This is a genomic window from Bacteroides sp. HF-4919 (assembly GCF_018860125.1).
The window spans coordinates 177,785-198,236 of sequence record NZ_JAHKNF010000010.1 but is presented as its reverse complement, the minus strand read 5'-3'; the positions used below and the strand labels follow the sequence as shown (position 1 = coordinate 198,236).

General features: G+C 36.4%; 19 protein-coding genes. 17 read left to right on the top strand and 2 right to left on the bottom strand.

Annotated elements, in window-relative coordinates:
- Positions 1-15: 15 nt before the first annotated feature.
- Complete coding sequence (locus KO473_RS17520; protein ID WP_005821013.1) at positions 16-1,254, bottom strand: anaerobic sulfatase-maturation protein; 1,239 nt, start codon at positions 1,252-1,254, stop codon at positions 16-18.
- 239 nt (positions 1,255-1,493) lie between these two features.
- Between KO473_RS17520 and KO473_RS17515 the strand changes: the two genes are divergently transcribed.
- From KO473_RS17515 to KO473_RS17500, 4 genes are all read left to right on the top strand, one after another.
- The gene (locus tag KO473_RS17515) at positions 1,494-2,222 is read left to right on the top strand and encodes a DUF4369 domain-containing protein (RefSeq protein ID WP_005807430.1); all 729 of its coding nucleotides are present in this window, start codon (positions 1,494-1,496) and stop codon (positions 2,220-2,222) included.
- 42 nt (positions 2,223-2,264) lie between these two features.
- Positions 2,265-4,028 (top strand): hypothetical protein, encoded by a 1,764-nt coding sequence (locus KO473_RS17510; protein ID WP_032541780.1) that lies wholly within the window; start codon positions 2,265-2,267, stop codon positions 4,026-4,028.
- Positions 4,029-4,193: 165 nt separating this feature from the next.
- Positions 4,194-4,586: a DUF3244 domain-containing protein gene (locus KO473_RS17505; protein ID WP_005780278.1), complete on the top strand. Its 393-nt coding sequence runs from the start codon at positions 4,194-4,196 to the stop codon at positions 4,584-4,586.
- An 8-nt stretch (positions 4,587-4,594) separates the two neighbouring features.
- The gene (locus KO473_RS17500) at positions 4,595-5,389 is read left to right on the top strand and encodes a hypothetical protein (RefSeq protein WP_005780277.1); all 795 of its coding nucleotides are present in this window, start codon (positions 4,595-4,597) and stop codon (positions 5,387-5,389) included.
- 268 nt (positions 5,390-5,657) lie between these two features.
- Here KO473_RS17500 and KO473_RS17495 read toward each other — a convergent pair whose 3' ends face one another.
- The gene (locus tag KO473_RS17495) at positions 5,658-6,755 is read right to left on the bottom strand and encodes a helix-turn-helix domain-containing protein (protein WP_005780275.1); all 1,098 of its coding nucleotides are present in this window, start codon (positions 6,753-6,755) and stop codon (positions 5,658-5,660) included.
- Positions 6,756-6,984: 229 nt separating this feature from the next.
- Between KO473_RS17495 and KO473_RS17490 the strand changes: the two genes are divergently transcribed.
- The 13 genes from KO473_RS17490 (at position 6,985) to KO473_RS17430 (ending at position 20,427) form a co-directional block, all read left to right on the top strand.
- Positions 6,985-7,194 (top strand): NVEALA domain-containing protein, encoded by a 210-nt coding sequence (locus tag KO473_RS17490; RefSeq protein WP_005780273.1) that lies wholly within the window; start codon positions 6,985-6,987, stop codon positions 7,192-7,194.
- 9 nt (positions 7,195-7,203) lie between these two features.
- Positions 7,204-8,265 carry a TolB-like 6-bladed beta-propeller domain-containing protein gene (locus tag KO473_RS17485; RefSeq protein ID WP_216035113.1) on the top strand — a complete coding sequence of 354 codons (1,062 nt, stop codon included), beginning with the start codon at positions 7,204-7,206 and terminating at the stop codon, positions 8,263-8,265.
- 232 nt (positions 8,266-8,497) lie between these two features.
- A complete protein-coding gene (locus KO473_RS17480; protein WP_032542529.1) occupies positions 8,498-8,734 on the top strand; it encodes an NVEALA domain-containing protein in 237 nt (78 codons plus the stop codon).
- Positions 8,735-8,803: 69 nt separating this feature from the next.
- Positions 8,804-9,934, top strand: coding sequence for a 6-bladed beta-propeller (locus KO473_RS17475; protein WP_250716559.1), 1,131 nt, complete (start codon positions 8,804-8,806; stop codon positions 9,932-9,934).
- A 27-nt stretch (positions 9,935-9,961) separates the two neighbouring features.
- Positions 9,962-10,954, top strand: a complete 993-nt coding sequence (locus tag KO473_RS17470; protein ID WP_101603325.1) for a BF3164 family lipoprotein — start codon at positions 9,962-9,964, stop codon at positions 10,952-10,954.
- The gene (locus tag KO473_RS17465; protein WP_122130640.1) at positions 10,944-11,945 is read left to right on the top strand and encodes a hypothetical protein; all 1,002 of its coding nucleotides are present in this window, start codon (positions 10,944-10,946) and stop codon (positions 11,943-11,945) included. Before KO473_RS17470 ends, KO473_RS17465 begins: the two co-directional genes overlap by 11 nt.
- Before the next feature lie 9 nt (positions 11,946-11,954).
- Positions 11,955-12,821 carry a DUF1573 domain-containing protein gene (locus KO473_RS17460; RefSeq protein ID WP_101603323.1) on the top strand — a complete coding sequence of 289 codons (867 nt, stop codon included), beginning with the start codon at positions 11,955-11,957 and terminating at the stop codon, positions 12,819-12,821.
- Positions 12,822-12,962: 141 nt separating this feature from the next.
- Positions 12,963-14,924 carry a transglutaminase domain-containing protein gene (locus KO473_RS17455; RefSeq protein WP_122130641.1) on the top strand — a complete coding sequence of 654 codons (1,962 nt, stop codon included), beginning with the start codon at positions 12,963-12,965 and terminating at the stop codon, positions 14,922-14,924.
- Between the two features lie 172 nt (positions 14,925-15,096).
- Positions 15,097-17,058, top strand: coding sequence for a transglutaminase domain-containing protein (locus KO473_RS17450; RefSeq protein WP_005823422.1), 1,962 nt, complete (start codon positions 15,097-15,099; stop codon positions 17,056-17,058).
- A gap of 247 nt (positions 17,059-17,305) precedes the next feature.
- On the top strand, positions 17,306-17,587 hold the full coding sequence (locus tag KO473_RS17445; RefSeq protein WP_005823420.1) for an NVEALA domain-containing protein: 282 nt from the start codon (positions 17,306-17,308) through the stop codon (positions 17,585-17,587).
- Positions 17,588-17,649: 62 nt separating this feature from the next.
- Complete coding sequence (locus KO473_RS17440; RefSeq protein ID WP_005823419.1) at positions 17,650-18,660, top strand: BF3164 family lipoprotein; 1,011 nt, start codon at positions 17,650-17,652, stop codon at positions 18,658-18,660.
- Complete coding sequence (locus KO473_RS17435) at positions 18,657-19,211, top strand: hypothetical protein (protein WP_005823418.1); 555 nt, start codon at positions 18,657-18,659, stop codon at positions 19,209-19,211. Before KO473_RS17440 ends, KO473_RS17435 begins: the two co-directional genes overlap by 4 nt.
- 49 nt (positions 19,212-19,260) lie before the next feature.
- A complete protein-coding gene (locus tag KO473_RS17430; RefSeq protein WP_032537755.1) occupies positions 19,261-20,427 on the top strand; it encodes a DUF4221 family protein in 1,167 nt (388 codons plus the stop codon).
- Positions 20,428-20,452: the final 25 nt, after the last annotated feature.

Here is a 20,452-nt window from a genome sequence, read left to right as displayed (position 1 = left end):
TGTTGCTTTTCTATTTTAATCTATGATCAATTTGTTTCCTTTGATAGCGTCCATCACATTAGCGGGCGGACGTTGGTTTATTAGTTCATTTTTCATAAAGTCCATGTAAGGAGCCACATGTTTGAAGAACTGATGATATCCTTTGCACAGGTAGTTGAGCCCCGGTTCGCCGTTTGCTGTGCGGCTGAAACGATTCTTAGGGCATTCGCCGTTGCAGGCAAACAGAAATTCGCATTCCTTACATTGGGTGGGCAGTGAGTTCTGTTTCATTTGTCCGAAAGACGTCTGGCGTTCGCTGTACATCATTTCCACCAGAGTCTGATTGTAAATGTTTCCCAATTTGAATTCCGGAAACACAAAATGGTCACATGAATATACATCGCCATTGAACTCCATTACACCGGCATGTCCGCAAGTTTTTGCCATAGAACAGACACCCGGTTGTTCTCCTACCCAGTTGGCAAGCGTTGAGTCGAAAAGTTGGATATAATAGTTACCTACATCTTCTTTCACCCACTCGTCGAAAAGTGTACAGAGAAAGTTTCCCCATTGTTCAGGAGTAACGGAGAATTCAGCTATTTTTCCATCTTCCCGTTGTGTCAGGGATGCCAGATGGCGTCCGTCTTTATGGGGAAAAATTCGTTCCACTATTGGGGCAAACTGAATATAATGGCAATCTAACTCCTTGAAAAAATGATAAAAGTCGAGCGGATAGTCTGCATTAAAATCGTTCACTACCGCCATGGCATTCCATTCTACTCCATGCTCTTTTAAAAGATTGATACCATTCATGACTTTCACAAACGATGGCTTTCCAAGTTTGTTCTTTCGGTATTCGTCGTGAAATTCCTGAGGCCCATCTATCGAAACTCCTACCAACCAATTGTTCTCACGAAAAAAATCGCACCACTCGTCAGTTAGCATGGTACCGTTGGTCTGTATACAGTTGTCTATGCTTCTTCCGCGAGCATATTTCTTTTGCAGTTCCATCGCTTTCTTATAGAAAGAGAGTGGACGCATCAATGTCTCTCCTCCGTGCCAGGTGAAGAGTACCTGCGGCATAGTTTGCGAATTGATGTATTGTTCGATGAACTTTTCGAGTAATTCATCACTCATCACATGTTTGGGATTTTCTTGATAAAGTCTGGACTTTTCCAGATAATAACAATAATCACATGCAAGGTTGCATACAGCCCCTACGGGCTTGAGCATTACGTATAGCGGCTTGGCAAAGGGTGCGTAGGTAGTAGACATTTTCTATATTATACGATTACAATTTTACGGGTTAACGGGCTGACTAATTCAATAACTCATTGACTATTTGTCAACTCCGAAAGTGCAAATTTAGATAAAGTAAATGAAAAATCCGTCCTTATATAGATGTTTATAAGGATTATTAAAGAAAAGAGTCTTACAAGTTTTAAATATTGATAAAATGTTTCATTTGCTTACGAATCCGTTGTACCTTTGTCACCGAAAAAGTTGTGTATCCTATGAATAAAGTATTGCCTTTTTTACTTTTGCTTTTTGTTTTCACTTCTTGTAGCCGTAAGTATAAGATTGAAGGCGCCTCTTCTGTAACCAGCCTGGATGGTAAGATGCTTTTTATTAAAGTGCTTCAGAACGGTGAGTGGCTTAATATTGATTCTGCAGAAGTGATACATGGATTGTTTTCGATGAAAGGCAAAGTGGATTCGGTAGTGATGGCTACACTTTATATTGGCGACGAGAGTATCATGCCTTTGGTAATTGAAAAAGGTAATATTCAAGTTTCAATTACAAATACTGAATTGGTTGCGAAAGGCACCTCCTTGAACAATGCACTTTATGCTTTTATTGATAAAAAGAACTCATTAGATATCCAGATAGAAGAGTTGCAACGTAAAGAGGCACGCATGGTGATGGATGGTGCTGACTTGGCAGATATTCATGAACAACTGACTCACGAAGGTGATTCGTTGATGCAGGATATGAATGGTTTTATCAAAAAATTTATTTCCGATAATTACGAAACGGTTTTAGGTCCAAGTGTATTTATGATGCTTTGCAGTACTTTGCCTTATCCGGTTATGACTCCTCAAATTGAGGACATCATGAAAGATGCTCCTTATTCTTTTAAAAATAATAAATTAGTAAAAGATTTTATTACAAAAGCGAAATCAAACATGGAGCTGATTGAAGAGCATCAGCGCATGGAACAAAATGCAACTTTAAATCGTTAAACTTTAAGTTTTTTCCGTATTTTTGCGAAAAACTTAATGAAAATGAACACGCACTTACGATTTGGTTATCTTTTTGTTGTTTTATTTGGTCTTTTGGTTGTATCATGTCATTCGACACCGGATACAGTTGTATTATCATTGTCTCAAGCTGAGAGAATAATGGAATCTGATCCGGATAGTGCTATGACTATTTTAAAGCACATCCCAACTCCTGAAAGCCTTCATGGCAAAGCTCAAGCAGATTATAGCCTGCTAATGACTCAGGCTATGGACAAGAATTACATGAAATTTACTTCGGATTCCCTTATTAAATTTGCGGTTGGTTATTATGGATCTTATACTGAAGATATTGTATCCAAAGGAAAAGCTTTCTATTATTATGGAAGAGTGATGGAAAGTCTTGATAAAGTGGAAGACGCTATGAAATTTTATTTGAAGGCGAAAGATGTACTTCAGAATACTAAGCAGTTTAAATTGTTAGGGTTAGTGTCAGAAGGAATAGGAGATTTGAACAGAAGGCAAAAATTATTTGATGCAGCATTGAATGACTATAGATTATCTTTTGCTTACTATTCTGGTATTTCAGATTCACTTTGTATGACATATGCTAATAGAAATATAGGAAGGGCGTTTTTATATAAGAATCAAATAGATAGTGCATATTATTATTATGATAAGGCTTTGTATATTTCTAGTCAGAAAGAATATTCGGCTGTGGGATCTATACTTTTAGAATTGGGGGTTATTCATCGTTCTCAAGGGGATTATGTTGGGGCTGAATATTATTTTCTGTCTTTCTTGAAGAAAGAAAAGGATCAGGAGAAATTATATTCTGGATATTTAGCTTTAGGTAATTTATATTTGTATATGGGTAGGTTGAAGGATGCAGAAATGTATCTTGCATTGTGTCTTGAGAGTGCGAATTTAATAGTAAAGAGAGATGCTTGTGAGTGCCTATATGATTTGAAAAAAGAATTGAATGATTTTAAGAGTGCTGTTGGATATAAGGATATAGCAGATTCTTTACAAATAATAACTCGAGATATTGAAACTCGGAATAACATAGCGGACTTGCAGGGTAAGTATGATAGTGAAAAATGGCAGAAAGAAAGTTTGCAAGCCAGTATTGAGAAAAAGAACATTCTCTTGATCGGTTCGTTTATAGGCTTTATTGCTATATTGGTTATTGTATACATCTATTATAAATATCGAACCAATCAGAAGTTGATCAGAGATATTAGCCAAAGAATTCGTCAGAACGTTACCGAGATAGAAATGTATCAAGAGCAAATACTCAATTATAGAAACTTGCAAAAAGAGACATTACGAGATTATCGAAATCAGATAGGAGAATTACAAGGAAAGGTGTCCGTTCTTGAAGATCAGAATAGAACATTATCTGTTCATTTAGTTGAGAAGAAGGGGAATATACCAGATAGTGATGATGGTGATCTTTATGCTATCTACATGCAAGGACTTCGTATACTACTAATGTTGAGAAAGAAAGAGGACATGGAAAATGCCTCTGATAAAAAACAACTTTTGGATGGTGATTGGGATAAGTTATTTCATCTATCCAATGCTTTACACAATGATTTCATTATACGTATTAAAAAGGAATTTCCTAATTTGACTAAGCATGATATCGAAATTTGTTGCTTGTTGAAATTTGGCATTACACATGAAGTTTTGGGACTCGCTTTTCTAACGACTTCTGAGTCGGTGACAAAAGCTAAAGGACGTTTAAAAAAACGATTAAATTTATCAGTATCCGATGATTTGGATGATTTCTTGCAGAAATATTAGTTTAATTTTATGCTATCTGTCCGGGTATATGCCTCTACTTGTTTGTGTAAACTGTTTATATATAGTGTTTTATGTGGTATTAACCCTTGCTGTATTTGTCCGGGTGATTTGTTTTGCTATCTTAGCCAAATGCGCTATATTTGACGAAACCAAAACAAATAAAATATGAAATTGCGTGTTATTTTATCATTGATTGTGGCATTGTTCATTGGACAATCCATGTATGCTATGTCAAATGAAGTCCTTCGTAGACCTATTATCTTGGATGGAGAAATTATAGAGGAAGGTAGCCGTTCCATCAATCCACTCATTCCTATTTCTGCAGATATCGATGGTTCTACCTTATTTATTAAGTTCTCAAAGGCTATAGGTAATGTAGATATCGCAGTGAAAGAAATTACAGATGCTAAAAAAGAAGTTTATTCGTCTTCTATGGATGTAAATGCTGCCGGTCAGATTACTTCGTTCTCTATTGCTGATTTAACTCCGGGAACTTATGTGCTTGAATTTACCAATGCAGCTGGTGGGTATGTATATGGACAGTTTATTGTAGAATAGTTGTTATAATGAAGAGAATTTTATTATCAACATGCGACAGAACGTATACGCAATTAGGTAATCTGGAAGCCTTGGTTTCCTTATTGAAAGGTGCGGGGTATGACGTGAACTATACATCGGAAGTAAGTGAACAAGAGTGGGTAAATTATCCTTTGATTATCACTTTTAAAGATGAAGAGTATGTTCGTGTTAAAGAAATGAATTTGCAAAACAATTTGTTGTCAGTCAATGAATTAATGGGTGATACTTGTTTGTTGCCCTCTCGTGACAGATGGACGAATAATGTGAATGATAATGAAAAGAAATCTATTTTGATTTGGGTTAATGAGTTTCATTCTATATTGAGGGTCTTAGCTCTGCTGAAAGGATATTCCACGTGGAGTACTACGTCTGTAGTCGATTTGAAACTACGTGATTTCACTCGGGTTGTACAAACTTTCCAAGCGCAGCTATGCCAGACCTCCGAAGTGATGGAGCATGCTTCGAAGGCTGATTTAATCATAAGTGATGGACTTTTCGCTGCTCAAGCTGTTTTAAATCATAAGCCTGTGATTATTGTTGATTCTTATGGTTGGAATGGTTTAGTTACTGATGCTACGTTTATGAGTCAATATGTTGCCGGTTTTACTGCAAAACCTGTTCAGAGTGATAGAGGGTATTTTCCATTATATGATTTATCTATTGCGATAAATAAGGCATTTGAAATGGAGCAGTCTGAGTTGAAAAGTTGCTCTAATAAACTCCTACAGGAGAATGAGTATATGTGTGAGAAAATTCTAAGAGTAGTTTCATCTCGGTGTTAACATTGATGTAACACTGGATTGGGACTTGTTTTTTTATATAGTACTATCATATGTTTTTAGTTTAATTGTTTAATACTTAAATGGTTGCTGTGTGCGGGGTGCGTGATGTATCTCGCACATTTTTTTATTCTGTATGCTTTTAGGGTTCTTATGGAGAGGAAGAAATCAATAAGATAGTCTACAAGAAGTTAACATCGTAATTTTACGAAGTTAATTTCTTGCAATTACGATGTTAACTTCGTAAAGTTACAATGTTAACTTCCTGTTTTTATGTAGTTTTGTCATCTACCAATATATAACATTCTTCGTTTTTTTTATCTGTTATGATCGTATATTTGCTGCCTATTTCTTCTAAAATTCTTTTTAATTTGTTGATGGCACTTGTCATATTATTGGTTGGATCAGCATTTTGAGGCCAGAATTCTTTCTTTAAATCACTTTTGTTTATTCTGTAATTTGGACTGTTTAAGAAAAAAGTTAATATTTTTTGTTGCTGATTAGGCATTTTGATCGGATGGTTGTTGAATAAGACAAAATCTTTTTCAAAAACAAATTGATCCTTTAATGATAACTCTTCTTTTATAGTAGAATTAGTTTGCTTTTCTGTTTCTACACTACTGCCGACTGGTATGGTTTCGATGATATGAGGTGCAGGCTCTGCTGTATCGGCTGCTGGTACTGATGTCTTTTTTCGATACTTCCTATGATACCGTATAAACAGAATGATGATGTAGATGAGAATCAGTTCCACTATTAAATTGATGTAGATATTGGTTTTAGGCATTCGCTTCCACAAAGTTGAGAAACTATAGTCGATATACATAATGTAATCTACGCTAATAATTTCATCCTCCAAATGGTAGATAATCTTTTCTGAATTATGAGGGATACTACTTGGGGGCTGACTCCATATTTCTCTCTGTAGATGTTTGGAAACAATGATTCCGGTATTGACATATCCCTGTATATCGTTTTTATTTAAGTGCTTAATTATTAGATCTTCTATATCATAGCTTTGTAAACGCTCCATCATAAGTAACCCTAATTGGCGGGCGAAGAATATTTCGGTATCGATATCTTGAATTTTATGTTGATAAGTAAATAGCGTATCTTTTGAACAAAAAGTACGAGTTTCGTATGTTCCTATTTTTTTAGGTGAATTACTAAGTCCATTCAAAGGTAAATCCTTGCACTTTTGAGCTATGCTGTTAATTACCGCTTCTTTTAAAATATTTTCGACTTGTGGCTTGAATGTTTCTTTTTCTTTTTGAATAAGGGAGTGGATAATTGTATAGGTTGAAGCACCCATAGCAATCATAATAAATAGTATAATGACTCCGATTATTAAAAATATTCTTTTATTCATATTGCCATATCTTGTGTTGGTGCTGCAAAGTTACTTTAAAAGTTTTAATTTACCGCCTTATTTGTTGAATTAGTGATAAAATCAATTACTACTTTATTAGAACTTAATATATTGATATTTAGACGTCATCAAATAAAATGACGTTATCAATAAAAGTGTTGACGTAGAATGTTTGCATGCTTTTGTCTGCTCGCTTATCTTTGCTGATATTTATTAATTTATTGGTAAAATGAAAATAAAGATTTTGGCAGTATTGGCCGTTATTACAGTAGTTATAGTCTCTATGTTTATAAGAGAAAAGAGAGAAAATCCTTCATCATTAGTAATGATGAACATAGAGGCATTGGCGACAGGTGAAGGGACTTCACCTGCTATATGTTTTGGATATGGTTCAGTGGTTTGTCCCAATGACGGATCCAAAGTATTATATTATCGGTAATTAAGAATTATGAAATACTATCTGACATTTCTCGTTCTTTTGGTAATATTTACCGGGTGCACTTTGGATTTGCCGAAAGATCGAGTGTTGTATGCTTCTTTCCCTAAGGAAGAGACACTACACTCCAAGGTCATTCAGCTTGATTCAGTTTATATGCGTTATCCGTTTCGGATTCATGTGTCCGGTGATCAGGCGGTCGTTTTGGATTTACATGGTAGTGATGTGTATTGTCATCTTTTTCATTACCCTGATTTCCACTATCTGTCTTCGTTTGGCAGGCGGGGAGACTCACCGGAAGAGATGCTTTCAGTAGAAACAGTGAAATGTATAGATGGTTCGTATTGGACTTTAGATGCCAACAAAGGCGAGTTAACTAGGTTTGAGTTTGTTTCGGATAGAGATTCGCTTCTGCGTGCAGAAGCGATCTCTTTCGATAAAGACAGCATTCTGCGTGCTCTTGATTTTGTTGCATTCAATGATACTACTTTTCTAATACCCGATTATTCGGGAGATAGTCGTTTTTGCTGGGTGAACCGGCAGGGGAAGTTCTTGAAGAAAAGTGGGACAATTCCTTCTTCCAATGAAGAAGCCTTGAAGGAAGCTCGTCCGGCTTTGGCACAAGCTTGGCGTAGTTTTATTGACTACAATCCTCACAATGGTGTGTTGATTGCCGCTACTCAATTAGGAGAGGTTCTTGAAATTTATAATCTTCAAAATGGTTCTCATAAAGTCTGTCAAGGTCCAAAAGGGGAGCCGGAATTTAAGTTGGCAGGTGGTTATGCAATTCCTGACGGGATCATGGGATTCTCGGATGTACAGGTTACAGATGATGCTATTTATGCTATTTTTCATGGACGCACATTTAAAGAGATCATGGCGCAACACCAGAAGGAAGGAAGAGCTACAGACGGTGGACAGTATATTTATGTATTTAATCTTGAGGGTGAACCTTTGTGTAAATACACCTTAGATCGTTATATCACAGGTTTCCATGTAGATGAAAAAAATAAGACTATTACAGCGACAGATGTTAATAATGACCAGCCCATTGTGGAGTTCCGCTTTAGTTAAGGTCAAGTGTAACAGGTTCGAAAAGGAGCGGGTAAAGCCGACTTGTCGATAGGGAAGCTATTTCTCCGCTCCTGACAACCTTTAGAAAAGGAGGTTTAACAGGCACAAATATAATAAAAAAAACTGATGAAAAACATTAATGAGGCATTTCGATTTTCTGCCGGAGGGAGTTGGCTCTTCCGAGAAAGGAGGCAGAAAATGTTTAGTCTTTAATTTATATTAATTTGGAAAAATGCAAAAAAAAATATTTGCGATACCGATAGTCGCTGTTGTTGCACTGTTTACAGGTTACAATATTTATCAGGGCCAGAGTGCGGAAGCCACTTTGTCGGATTTGGCTTTAGCTAATGTTGAAGCATTGGCTACAGGAGGTGGTGAACCTGGTACTCATAATCATGGTCCAACAAGAAATCCTTTCTTAGGAAAAAAATATTGTAAAAATGAGAATCAGGTAGATTGTGCTTATTAAATGTATGGCATATCATAAATACTGATAAAGAGATTTATGATATGCTTTTACTACTTTTTATATAGATGTATGAAGAATAGAATCTTTTATTTATTTTTGATTATAACTTTAGTATTAACAGCTTGTGATCAAAAACTTAAAAATAAGTCGGCGTTAATTAGTAACATTCGTGTTGATTTCAGTGAAGCTTCTTTTGAAAATTTCAAGAGATTAAATGTGGTAGATACAACTTTGTTAATAGCATTAGCAGAAGATGTTGAAAACGATCTTGTTTTAGGACAGTTAGATAAAATAATCATTTTAAATGATACTATTTATATTGCTGATACTTATCTGAAGCGATTGCTTATGTATGATATGCAGGGAAATATATTAGGAAAAATAGGAAATTTAGGTGGGGGCCCCGGAGAGTTTGCTTCTTTATCGGATTTTTGTGTAAAAAAAGATGGGAGCATTTATATTTATGATAGTGCGAGTAACAAAATACTTGTATATGGTAAAGAATCAAATTTTTTGAGAGATTATCCGATATCATTTAAGGCAGAACAATTTCAGGCAACTAAAGATGGATTTCTATTTGGATTGGCTCCATATAATCAGGATGATATGACATTAGGCAAGCAAATAGCGTATACTGATAATGAGTTTGCTCTTCTTGCCACGGCATTGGAATATGATAAAAATATAGATAGTAATTATGAATTTTTCTCTCCAATGATTCCTGTTGGTGATGATGTAATTTACAATCGTGTCATAAATAATAATATATATATATTGGGAAGCAAAGGTGAAAATAAGCAGATTCTTCACTTTGATTTTGGCGATTATAATATTGTTGCGGAGGATTTGAAAGATATCAATGCTCTACTGGATTCGGATAAAGATTATTGCTACATAGCTTGCCCACCGGTTATGATTGATAGTATGATAATGGGGGTTCTTAATAAGAAAGGGGAATTGTATACTTTCATTTATGATCAGAAACGAGATGAAATGGCTTTAAATAGGTTAGCTGATTTTTCTTGTAAGAATATTAATCTTCCGATTACTTCTATAGGATCTAATTTTTTGGTATCTTATTTTAATAAAGATATATATTCGAGCTATTCTCAATCAGATGAATTGAACTTTGAGTTAAAAAACAAGATAGATCAAGGGGCATTTGTCTTATGTTTGAATAAAATAAGAGGTGAGATATAAGAAGTTTTTTATCTATTTATTATAGTTATGTACAAGATTGCTTTTTATATTATTTCTGTTTTAACAGTGTTTACTTCCTGTACATCCACAGATGTACCTGATAAAATGAGTTTACAACCTCAGGTAATGAATGATAGTCTTTTGACGACTATGCCTGGTGATTTATTGCTGATAGACGATTATTTAGTATGGTCTGATCCTTTCTCTGATAACAAGTTTCTGCATGTACATCGTTCTTCCGATGGAAAATATATCGGTTCTATGGGGCAGAAGGGAGAGGGTCCGCAGGAATTTGTAAGTCCTTTGATCAATCGCTTTTCCATTAATCGCTGTATTGCTGCTCATGATGCTAACGGGAAAACCAGGGGCTATTTATCTATTGACAGTTTAATTGCCGGAAAAGAACCTTTTATGTCTTTATCAGATTTTGACCGGAATATACAAATGGCTAAACTGGACAAACAACTGTATCTGATTGAAACAGAAAATGGCGAGAACGATTATTTCAAGGTGAGTTCAAATGGGAAAGAATCTACATTTGGAGTCTATCCGGTTCGTGAAGTGAAACAGCATATGGGTACTTATAAAACATACGATAAAGATCGTGGACTGCTTGCTTTTGGTCCTTTTAATTTTTCTTATTTGGCCTTATATAAAAAGGAAGGAGACAATTTTAAGTTATTATGGGAACGTATGCCTGAAAAAGAAAACTATTCTGTTGTTGATGGGGCAATTAGGTTTGATCGTAGTGTGATGGGAGTGAGAGACATATGCATGACTAAAGAGTATATTGTTACTCTGGAGCGCGACCGGGAAGTTGATCCGTTGGATGAAAGGACTGTTGGACGTAATGCAAGTAAATGTCCCCGTACGGTTTTTGTATATGATTATAATGGCAAATTACTGAAAATAGTAGATTTGGGCATGCCTGTAATGCGTATTGCTGCTGACGGACGAAGCAATGCCCTGTATGCGATAGGAGTTAATCCTGATTTTGTGTTGGCGAAATATGATTTATAGAAATTGGCTTGGGGGCATTGGGATAACTTGTGTACTTTTTGTCTCATGTAAACCCGCGGAGGTTGATGTACCTGTTACTTATTGTTCGTCTTTCCTTTTGAAAGATACTACTGTTATGCTTTCTGAAGTAGAGATGAATCCTATACAGGTAAATGCACGGTGTATGGTGTGGGATGGTGATAAGCGGGTATTGGTTCGTACGTCGACTTCAGATTCTATTTATGCCGTGTTTGCTTATCCGGAAATGAGATTTTTAAATTACACAGGTAATCAGTCGGAGTTTGTAACACCATTAGTGGGATATGATAAGGCATTCTCTTTAGTAAATGGAGATTCTTTATATATATATGAATTGACAAATGATAATCAGTTGGAAAAAAAGTCTGTTCATTTTTTATGTAATTGGAATTATAGAAGAGTGTTAGGACTGAAAAGAATGAATGATATATTGTATGTTTATTCAGGTTCTTCTGATGATGCCGGACTAAATGAATTTTTTGTACTGAATGCAGAAACACATACTTTATCTTCAAAGGGACGTTATCCGGAAAGTTCTACCAGTAGATTTAAATCAATATCAGATTTTAAGTTTGCTTATGCGCATGAAATACAGGTAAAGCCCGATGGAGACCGCATATTGGTTTCTTATATAAGGACTCGGCGATTTCGTATTTATGATATAGATTTTAGATTATTGCACGATGTATGTCTTGATTATGCATCTAATAAATATGTTGTGGATGCAGACCCTAATCGTTGGACGACGTTTATTGAAGGCTGTTTTGTTACCGATAAATATATTTATTTGCTATGTCCGGAAGGTGAGAAATCCAGTCTGGTTATAGTAGATTGGGAAGGCAGGCCAATAGCGCGTTATCGTTTGAATGAAAAGATATTTTTCTTTTTTATCGATTCCGACCGAAATCTTTTTTGTGGTATTAATTCGAATCATGAGCGGTCCTTTTATTTTCTCGATTTGGATATAAATTAGTAGATATTTATGAAATATTTGTATGTATTGTTAGCTTTTTCCTTTTTGTTTTCTTGTAAAGATGAGAACAAGAAACAAGCGGAGTCTATTTTGAAAGAATGGATGAATAAGGAAATTGTTTTTCCAAAGAAAATGTATTTTAGTATTCAAGGTAAAGAGAATGTTGATTTTCGTATAAAAGACACCGAATATAAGATTGTCGCCTATGTTGATTCTGCCGGTTGCACCAGTTGTAAGTTACATTTATCTAAATGGAAAGAGTTAATTCACTATATGGATTCTGTGCAGCCTGAGCGTGTGCAGTTTTTGTTTTTCTTTTTTCCTAAGAATGGTAGAGATATATATCATACTATGCGGATGGATAAATTTACTTATCCGGTTTGCATTGATACTCTTGATCATTTCAACCAATTAAATCATTTTCCTTCAGATGTAAGATTCCAGACCTTTTTACTTAATCAAGACAATAAGGTTGTGGCAATGGGTAATCCTGTGCAAAATCCTCAAATAAAAGATTTATATTTAAATATTATTTCCGGTGATAAAGCTGATTTAAAAGAAAATCGCACTCAGACCGATGTCGAGCTTGAAGACACATTAGTGGATTTGGGAATTTTCGATTCTAAGAAAGAACAAAAATGTATTTTTACTATACAGAATACCGGTAAGAATCTATTAGTGATTGATGATATCAACACTTCGTGCGGGTGTACTACCGTAGAGTATTCAAAAGAACCGGTTCAATCAGGAAAATCGATAGATATAGCGGTAACTTATAAAGCTGAGCATCCGGAGCATTTTAATAAAACAATCACGGTTTATTGCAATTCGGAATCTTCGCCTTTGCAACTGAAGATAAAAGGAGACGCTAAATAAAGGTAAAAATATTGCCGGCTGACGATTGGGTTGTGGTGGACAAATAACCAAGGGGGGCGATTTTGTTCAATGGTTTATTTCTAGGAGTAGTTGGTAAACTTGCTGCAATTCATTGTAAGCCGGCTTTTTATGAAACATAGTATGATTGGGGTATTAGGAAAGAAGAAAATTATGATGAAGATCTATTTGCTTTGCGGATTATTGGGTGCTGTTGTCTGCTGTTCTTGTACGGAGAACAAGCGGCTGAAGTATGCTTTGGAGTTTGCCGGAGAGAATAGGGGAGAACTTGAGAAAGTTTTGGAACACTATAAGGATAGCGGGCTGAAACAGGATGCCGCACGATTTCTGATTGAAAATATGCCTCGTTATTTTAGTTATGAGGGGTGGCAGTTGGATACTTTAAAAGCAATTCATGCGGCTACAGTACATACGGATGGTTGGGTAAATAAGGAAGCTCGTAAAAAGTGGGAGCATTTCTCTTATCGGACTTTAAAAAGGGTATATGATGCTAAGGTAATTAGAGCTGAGTTCCTGATTCATCACATTGATCAAGCATTTGAGGTTTGGGAAAAACGACCTTGGAATAAATATTTGCCGTTTGATGATTTTTGCGAGTTGATTTTACCGTATCGGGTCGGGGATGAACCTTTAGAGGAGTGGCGTAGTTGGTATAAAGAGCGTTATGAATCTATATTGGATTCGCTCTACCAAGGGACAGATGTTGTGGAAGCTACTGATTGTTTGGGAGCCTATTTGCGTCAGGAAAAAGATTTCAGGTATAGTGTCGAGCTGGAACTACCGCATCTGGGTGCAGGATTTTTGCTGGCCAATAGGGTTGGAAGTTGTGAGGCTTCTTGTGATTTTACGGTTTATGTCTTACGTGCTCTGGGTATTCCCGCCGCTACAGACATTTATCATTATGGTCCTGGGAAAGGGGCCGGACATGTCTGGAATGTATTGAGGGATACAACAGGGGGATATGTACCTTTCTGGTTTATTCAGACTAAAGTGGAACGGGGAGGAAATGATAAACGTGAAAAAGGGAAGGTGTACAGGCAATGCTTTGGAGCGCAGCAGGAAAAGATATCGGGTATCCGGCGTGATCAGTCGGTTCCGTTCCCACTGAAAGATCCGTATCTGAAAGATGTGACTGATGATTATTTTCCGGCAAACCAGGTTGAAATCGAAATTGATTCTCAGGTTAACAAGAAATACATTTGTTTAGGCGTGTTTACGTTGGAAGGGTGTATGCCAATAGATATTACATCACAGAAAGGAAACAAAGCTACATTTACAAATGTGGAACCGGGCATTTTGTTTCAACCACTTTATTTTAATGGCATGAAGTGGGTAGCGGCCGGATACCCTTTTCTTGTGGATGAAAAGGGAGAGGTGAAGTATCATAAGCCTGATTTTTCCAAAAAAGAAAGTATGGATCTGAATCGTAAATTCTTGCTACGGCAATATCTGAAAGATTATCTCAGTGCTGTGGTGGGAAGTAAGATAGAAGGGGCTAATCATTTGGACTTCTCGGATGCTTGCCTGCTGTATCAGATAGTAGATACTCCTAAGGTAAGCTATCAGGCAGCTTATCCGCCATCGGAAAAGAAGTATCGGTATATTCGTTACACATCACCTCCCGATAAGCCACTTCAACTGGCTGAACTACAGTTGTTCCGAAATTCAGATGATCAAGAGAAGCTTTCTGCGAAAGTTGTTGGTGGCAGTCATACTTTTATTGCGGATGACCGGTTCGATAGTTTAAAAGTGAATGATGGCGATGGGCTGACTTTTTTTCTCACCAAAGAAAAAGGAGCTTTTGTGACACTTGATTTAGGGAAAACAGAAAAGATTGGAAAGATTGTCTATATGCCTCGTAACGATGATAACTTTATTCGGTTAGGAGATCAGTATGAGTTGTATTATCAGGATGGATTTAATGGTTGGATCTCGTTGGGTAAGCAAGTGGCCACAGAATTAACATTGCATTATGATAATATTCCCCAAAATGCAGTGCTTTGGCTCCGAAATTTATCAAGAGGAAGAGAGGAAACTGTATTTCGGAACGAAGAGGGCCGGCAGGTTTTCTTTGTGAAGTGGTAGAAAGATGAAAATATCAGACCATAAAAAGAAAGCTATGTTGATTTTCTTTGTCGGATATGATACAAACGCTCAAATGACCTGAATTTACTGCTTTTTGACCTGTAATTGTCCCTTAAAGCCCTTTTTTTTCTCAAACTTTGTGGTGTAAAGCTGACATAAAAGTTTGATGATCATGAAAAAAAAATTGAGAGTTCGTGGAATTTTATGGGTGATTCCATTAATCACGATATGGGGGCTTATTTCTTGCCAAACACTTGAGGAGAAACATCTTGAAGATGCTTTATCTCTCCCGTACGCTAATAAAGAAGAATTGCGAAAAGTACTGGATCATTATAAAGGAGATAGCTTAAAGTATCAGGCTGTTTGCTTTCTGATCCAGAGTATGCCTTTCCATGCCGGATATGAAGGAAATGCTTTGAAGCATTACTATCAATATTTTGATCTTTACGCCCAGGGAAAATTAGGACCGCATGAAGTGATTGATTCTTTAAAGGAAAATACGTTTTCTGTTTCGCAATTAAGACGGATAGAGGATATTGCCAATATAGATTCTTCTTTGCTGGTGCAGAATGTGGATTGGGCTTTTAAGGTGTGGAGAGAGCAGCCTTGGGGAAAGAATGTAAGTTTTGATAATTTTTGTGAGTTTATTCTACCTTATCGATTGGGAGATGAACCGCTTGGCTTCTGGCGGGAAGATATTTATAAACGCTATAATCCGATATTAGATAGTATCCGGTTGTTACCTCAAGCTCAGGATCCGTTGGTTGCTGCAAAGGTGTTGATGGATTCGCTTGTTGTGGAACAATCCCATTTTACCGGTCTGTTTCCCGCCGGTCCGCATTTAGGTCCTTCGGTAGTATCATGGCGTGCGGGGAGCTGTCGCGAGTTCGCCGATTTGGTAGTGTATGTAATGCGTGCTTTGGGCATTCCTTGCGGGACGGATTATATGGCGATGCGTGGCGATAATAACGTATCGCATTTCTGGAATTTTACATTGGATAAAGATGGCAAAACGTATATTACGGAATTTCCCGATCCTAACTGGAAACGGGCTGTGAGTATGTATAATCCTAAGGCAAAGGTATATCGGAATACGTATGGCTTAAACTGGAAAGATGTAAAGAGACAACAGGGAAAAATGATGCATCCGGCGTTTCGAAAACCTCTATATCAGGATGTCACGGCTGTGTATGCCGACAGCTTGAATCGTGATCTGGTAGTGTCTTCTGATATTTTGTGTAAGGAAGTTCACAAAGGAGATATTGTCTATTTTTGCCTTTCCACAAGGATGGATTGGGTACCTGTAGAATGGACTGTTTTTGAAGAAGACTCATTGCGCTTTCAAGATACGGAGGGTAGTGTGATTGGTTGTTTGGCTACATGGAATGGAAAACGTCTTGTGATGCAGTCCGAGCCGTTTACCTATGATAAGATGTCTGGAACGATTACTTTGCTCACTCCTCAAAATGAAAAAGAAGATATAACCTTGTATTTTAAGTTTCCGCTGTTCTGCGACTTAGGTATCCTTCGTATGCCCGGAGGAGTTTTCGAAGGAAGTAATGATCCGTTATTTCGCTCTGCAGATACATTGTATTATGTGAAAGAATGGCCTTTCCGCTTGAACAACACTATTTTCCCGGAGAAAGAAAAGTCTTACCGCTATGTTCGGTACAAAGGACCGAAGGGTAGTTACTGTAATATGGCAGAGATGGCTTTCTTTGAGGATACTTCGGATACGTTAGCATTGAAAGGGCGGATCATCGGAACTCCGGGTTGTTTTCAGGAAGATGGATCGCACGATTATTATAAAGTGTATGATGGGAATCCCTACACTTATATGGATTATAAGACACCTGATGAGGGATGGGTAGGGTTAGATTTGGGCACTCCCCACCGGATAAAGAAGTTTACTTATATCCCACGTAACTCCGATAATTTTATTCATAAAGGGGATGTGTATGAGTTATTTTATTGGCATGATAGGAAGTGGAACTCTTTAGGTCGGCAAACAGCGGAAGCTGATTCATTGAATTATGTAATTCCGAAAGGAGTAGCTTTGTTTTTAAAGAATCATACGCAGGGAAAGGATGAACGGATCTTTAAGAAGACAGATGGTAGACAACAATTTTGGTAGGAGATGAATGATAGTGGTATACGCCATCATTACTAAAATAGGAATATTTATTTAAAGAAGGAGGAGCTTCTGCCGGACTCTGCAAAGTATAGCTTCTGCTCCATCCTAAATTAGTCCGAGGAGGGACTTTTGAATGCAAACTTAGAGATAAAACAGGAATTATGCAATCGATAGATTGTTTTTTCCAATAGAAAGAAAGAGAAAAAGAAAATGAAATTAATAACCCATTAAAATAAAAACAGAAGTTATGGGAAAGAAAATTCTTACAGCAATGATTGTTGCTGTTGTAGCGGTTGTCACAGGTTATAATATTTATGCAGCACAGAAAGATATTACTTTATCGGAATTAGCACTAGCTAATATAGAAGCATTGGCTGAATATAATGAAGTGGATAAAGATGGTTACATTTGTTATACTACTTATACATCAGCAGATTGGTTTCATTCTGATCAAACATTTATTGATTGTGACAATTGTTATCAAAAGAAAGGGAGAAATTTGCAAGATAGATCTCATTGTAGAAAATAGAAATTAATTAGTTTGGCTCTCGGTTTATAATCGAGAGTCAGATACTTTAAAAGAGATAAATAATGAATGTTAGATGTTTTTTATGGGGGATTTTATTGATAACTGTATCAAGTTGTATAGAATCTGATAGGATTATGCATTATGCTCAATTTGAGCATACCATAAATTTGAAATCCGATAGAATACAGGTTCCTTCGGTGTTATTGTATCCACGGAGTTTAGTTTTATGTGATAGTAATCTGATAGTATTCAATGAAAAAATGGATACTATGTTTCAATGCTTCCATTTGCCGGATTTGACTTTTCAATATAGTTTTGGAACACAGGGGCAGGGACCGAATGATTTCGTTCTCCCTTCTATTACCCCTGTGAAATATCAAAAGAATGGATTTGTCATGTTAGACGGAATTAACCTGAAACATATTAGTGTTGAGAAAGATAAAGCTACCGTACAGACTTCGACTTTAAATTATGGATTTAATTGTTTTAATGACTTGATAAGTATTTCCGATAGCAGCTACTGTTGTAATGGCGGCTTTGAGAATGAAAAAGAATTTAGGTTTCTTTATCCTGACGGAAATCATGAATCATGGGGAGAATATCCCGAAACAGAGGAACGTTTCGGATCTGTTTTGGGCAGGAATCAAGCGTATATAAAGATGACCGTCGCCAAGCCTGATAAGAGTTGTTTCGTTTCGTTCTACCAACATATACGCCGTTTCAGAATTTATGGCCAGGATGGAAAACTAAAAAGAGATGTAATTTTAGATCTTTTCCCGGGACAGGAATGTCCGGAGGTAGATGATAATATGAGGCTTATACATCCTATATGTGTGTACACGACGGATAATTACATTTATTCGTTAAATCTGGATATGACAACAGAAGATGTAGAGGATAGGAAAACAACCCCTAATATTCAAGTCTTTGATTGGGAAGGGAAACCACTCATACAATATAAACTCGACTGTTTTATTAACACTTTTGCTGTTGATGAAGTTGCACATAAGATTTATGGCGTTTTTGTGGAGGACGAAGATCATATTTATGTATTCAATTTACCCCAGTTATGAAATTGACAGCTTTGCTTCTTTTAAGTTTTTTATTTTGTGCTCAGGTTGTTGCGCAAGTTTCTCAACCCCACGGAGATCGTTTGCGTGGTGAGACGTATGTGATTGAAGTGCCTAAAGGATGGAATCGCCCTTCTGCTGTGCGTTCCTGTGATGAACCTTTGAGGCGTACAAGAGAAGGGTATGAAACGACAAAGTTTATGAGGGTATATTCTAAGCGTAAAGATCGTTGTGGTTCTGTTTTGACTATTATAGAAGTACAAAACTGTAAATGTTATCAGGAAATATTTGAGAGGGACAGTGTTTCGGCATTAGCAGATGCTACTCGGGTAAAGGTTATATATAGATCGATTAATGGTAGAAAAAAGATGATTGTCTCTTCTTATAAAGCCGATCGCCATCCGGAAACTAATGAATTATCAGCGCTACAGAAAGTCGAATGGTATTTGCAAGGGAATAAATGCGTGTATTATATTAGTTTCTCATCCTGTTCTATGTTTCTGGAATTACTTCCACAGGTCAAAGGGATTGTAGCATCGTTAAAGGAAATCTGAGCGGAATTGAAAATTTAGTATAGTATAAATATAGCATTTTATTGGTATTATGATAATGATTAGGAGTTTTGTATTTGTAGTTTTATTGGGGATAGTTGTAGGTTCTTGTCAGCAGGATAAGAAAACTGTAATTCATAGAACTGATGATTATACATTAGTAGCGAAGGAAGATAAATGTTTTCCGTTGGACAGTGAAACGGTTCAATTATCAGATTATTTACAATTGATCTATATGGATGGAAAACTGGTTTTTTCGTTTATAAATAACTATGATAACTCGATTGTACTGTATGATTACGGGACTGTGAAAAATATGGGTAAGATTAAGTTTGAGCAGGAGGGCTCGAATGGAGTTGGCAGTATTACTTCATACTTGTTTTTGAATAAAGATTCGATTTATTTGTATGATAGGATGACACGTTATCTGTACCTGACGAATGATAGTAGTCATGTGAAAGATAAGAAACGAATAGACATTGTCAGACGTTTGAAAGGAGATTCCATTTTTGCACCTTCTGAATTGTTTCCACGTACAAATTCTCCTATTTTAAAAATAGGTGATGAATTATTGTTGTCCGGAACTCTTTTTTATGAATTTGAGGGTGAGAATGATTCAAATCGTCCTGTGATGGCTTTCTATAATTTGCAGAAGAACACTCTTAGGTATTCTGATAGTTATCCATCTATGTATCATTCTGGAAATTGGGGAGGAAGTTTTACATATCGTTTCCCTTATTATACCTTGTCTCCTAATAATGAACTGGTTATTAGTTTTGCTGCCGATCATAATATAAGAGTACATCATGTAGACTCACTGCAATATCATGAGTTTTATGCCGGAACTAAAGAAGATATCGTTATTGAACCAGTTGAGAAAAGTCTTGATTTCGAACATTTTTCTCCAGAAGCCGATAGAGATCACTATGTCCATAGTTTGAATTATGGATGCATTCACTATGACTCATATAGAGAGGTTTACTATCGTTTGGCAGGACATCCAGACAGTAGTATTGATCCTAAAGAGGGGGTGCTGCGCAAACCAATGTCAGTGACTATTTTAGATAAGAACTTTCAAATTGTGGGAGAAACAATGTTACCCCAAGAACTTTATTTATTAAATCAATGTTTTGTCGGTCCGGATGGATTTCACATTCAAGTGGAGTCAGAGGATGATGATATAATGCGTTTTAAAACATTTGAACTATTAAAATTATGAGGAAACTGGATATAGTATGGAAATA

Bases quoted from the DNA above. Each gene is read 5' to 3' on its own strand.
- KO473_RS17520 (WP_005821013.1), bottom strand. From the start codon at position 1,254: ATGTCTACTACCTACGCACCCTTTGCCAAGCCGCTATACGTAATGCTC.
- KO473_RS17515 (WP_005807430.1), top strand. From the start codon at position 1,494: ATGAATAAAGTATTGCCTTTTTTACTTTTGCTTTTTGTTTTCACTTCT.
- KO473_RS17510 (WP_032541780.1), top strand. From the start codon at position 2,265: ATGAACACGCACTTACGATTTGGTTATCTTTTTGTTGTTTTATTTGGT.
- KO473_RS17505 (WP_005780278.1), top strand. From the start codon at position 4,194: ATGAAATTGCGTGTTATTTTATCATTGATTGTGGCATTGTTCATTGGA.
- KO473_RS17500 (WP_005780277.1), top strand. From the start codon at position 4,595: ATGAAGAGAATTTTATTATCAACATGCGACAGAACGTATACGCAATTA.
- KO473_RS17495 (WP_005780275.1), bottom strand. From the start codon at position 6,755: ATGAATAAAAGAATATTTTTAATAATCGGAGTCATTATACTATTTATT.
- KO473_RS17490 (WP_005780273.1), top strand. From the start codon at position 6,985: ATGAAAATAAAGATTTTGGCAGTATTGGCCGTTATTACAGTAGTTATA.
- KO473_RS17485 (WP_216035113.1), top strand. From the start codon at position 7,204: ATGAAATACTATCTGACATTTCTCGTTCTTTTGGTAATATTTACCGGG.
- KO473_RS17480 (WP_032542529.1), top strand. From the start codon at position 8,498: ATGCAAAAAAAAATATTTGCGATACCGATAGTCGCTGTTGTTGCACTG.
- KO473_RS17475 (WP_250716559.1), top strand. From the start codon at position 8,804: ATGAAGAATAGAATCTTTTATTTATTTTTGATTATAACTTTAGTATTA.
- KO473_RS17470 (WP_101603325.1), top strand. From the start codon at position 9,962: ATGTACAAGATTGCTTTTTATATTATTTCTGTTTTAACAGTGTTTACT.
- KO473_RS17465 (WP_122130640.1), top strand. From the start codon at position 10,944: ATGATTTATAGAAATTGGCTTGGGGGCATTGGGATAACTTGTGTACTT.
- KO473_RS17460 (WP_101603323.1), top strand. From the start codon at position 11,955: ATGAAATATTTGTATGTATTGTTAGCTTTTTCCTTTTTGTTTTCTTGT.
- KO473_RS17455 (WP_122130641.1), top strand. From the start codon at position 12,963: ATGATTGGGGTATTAGGAAAGAAGAAAATTATGATGAAGATCTATTTG.
- KO473_RS17450 (WP_005823422.1), top strand. From the start codon at position 15,097: ATGAAAAAAAAATTGAGAGTTCGTGGAATTTTATGGGTGATTCCATTA.
- KO473_RS17445 (WP_005823420.1), top strand. From the start codon at position 17,306: ATGGGAAAGAAAATTCTTACAGCAATGATTGTTGCTGTTGTAGCGGTT.
- KO473_RS17440 (WP_005823419.1), top strand. From the start codon at position 17,650: ATGAATGTTAGATGTTTTTTATGGGGGATTTTATTGATAACTGTATCA.
- KO473_RS17435 (WP_005823418.1), top strand. From the start codon at position 18,657: ATGAAATTGACAGCTTTGCTTCTTTTAAGTTTTTTATTTTGTGCTCAG.
- KO473_RS17430 (WP_032537755.1), top strand. From the start codon at position 19,261: ATGATAATGATTAGGAGTTTTGTATTTGTAGTTTTATTGGGGATAGTT.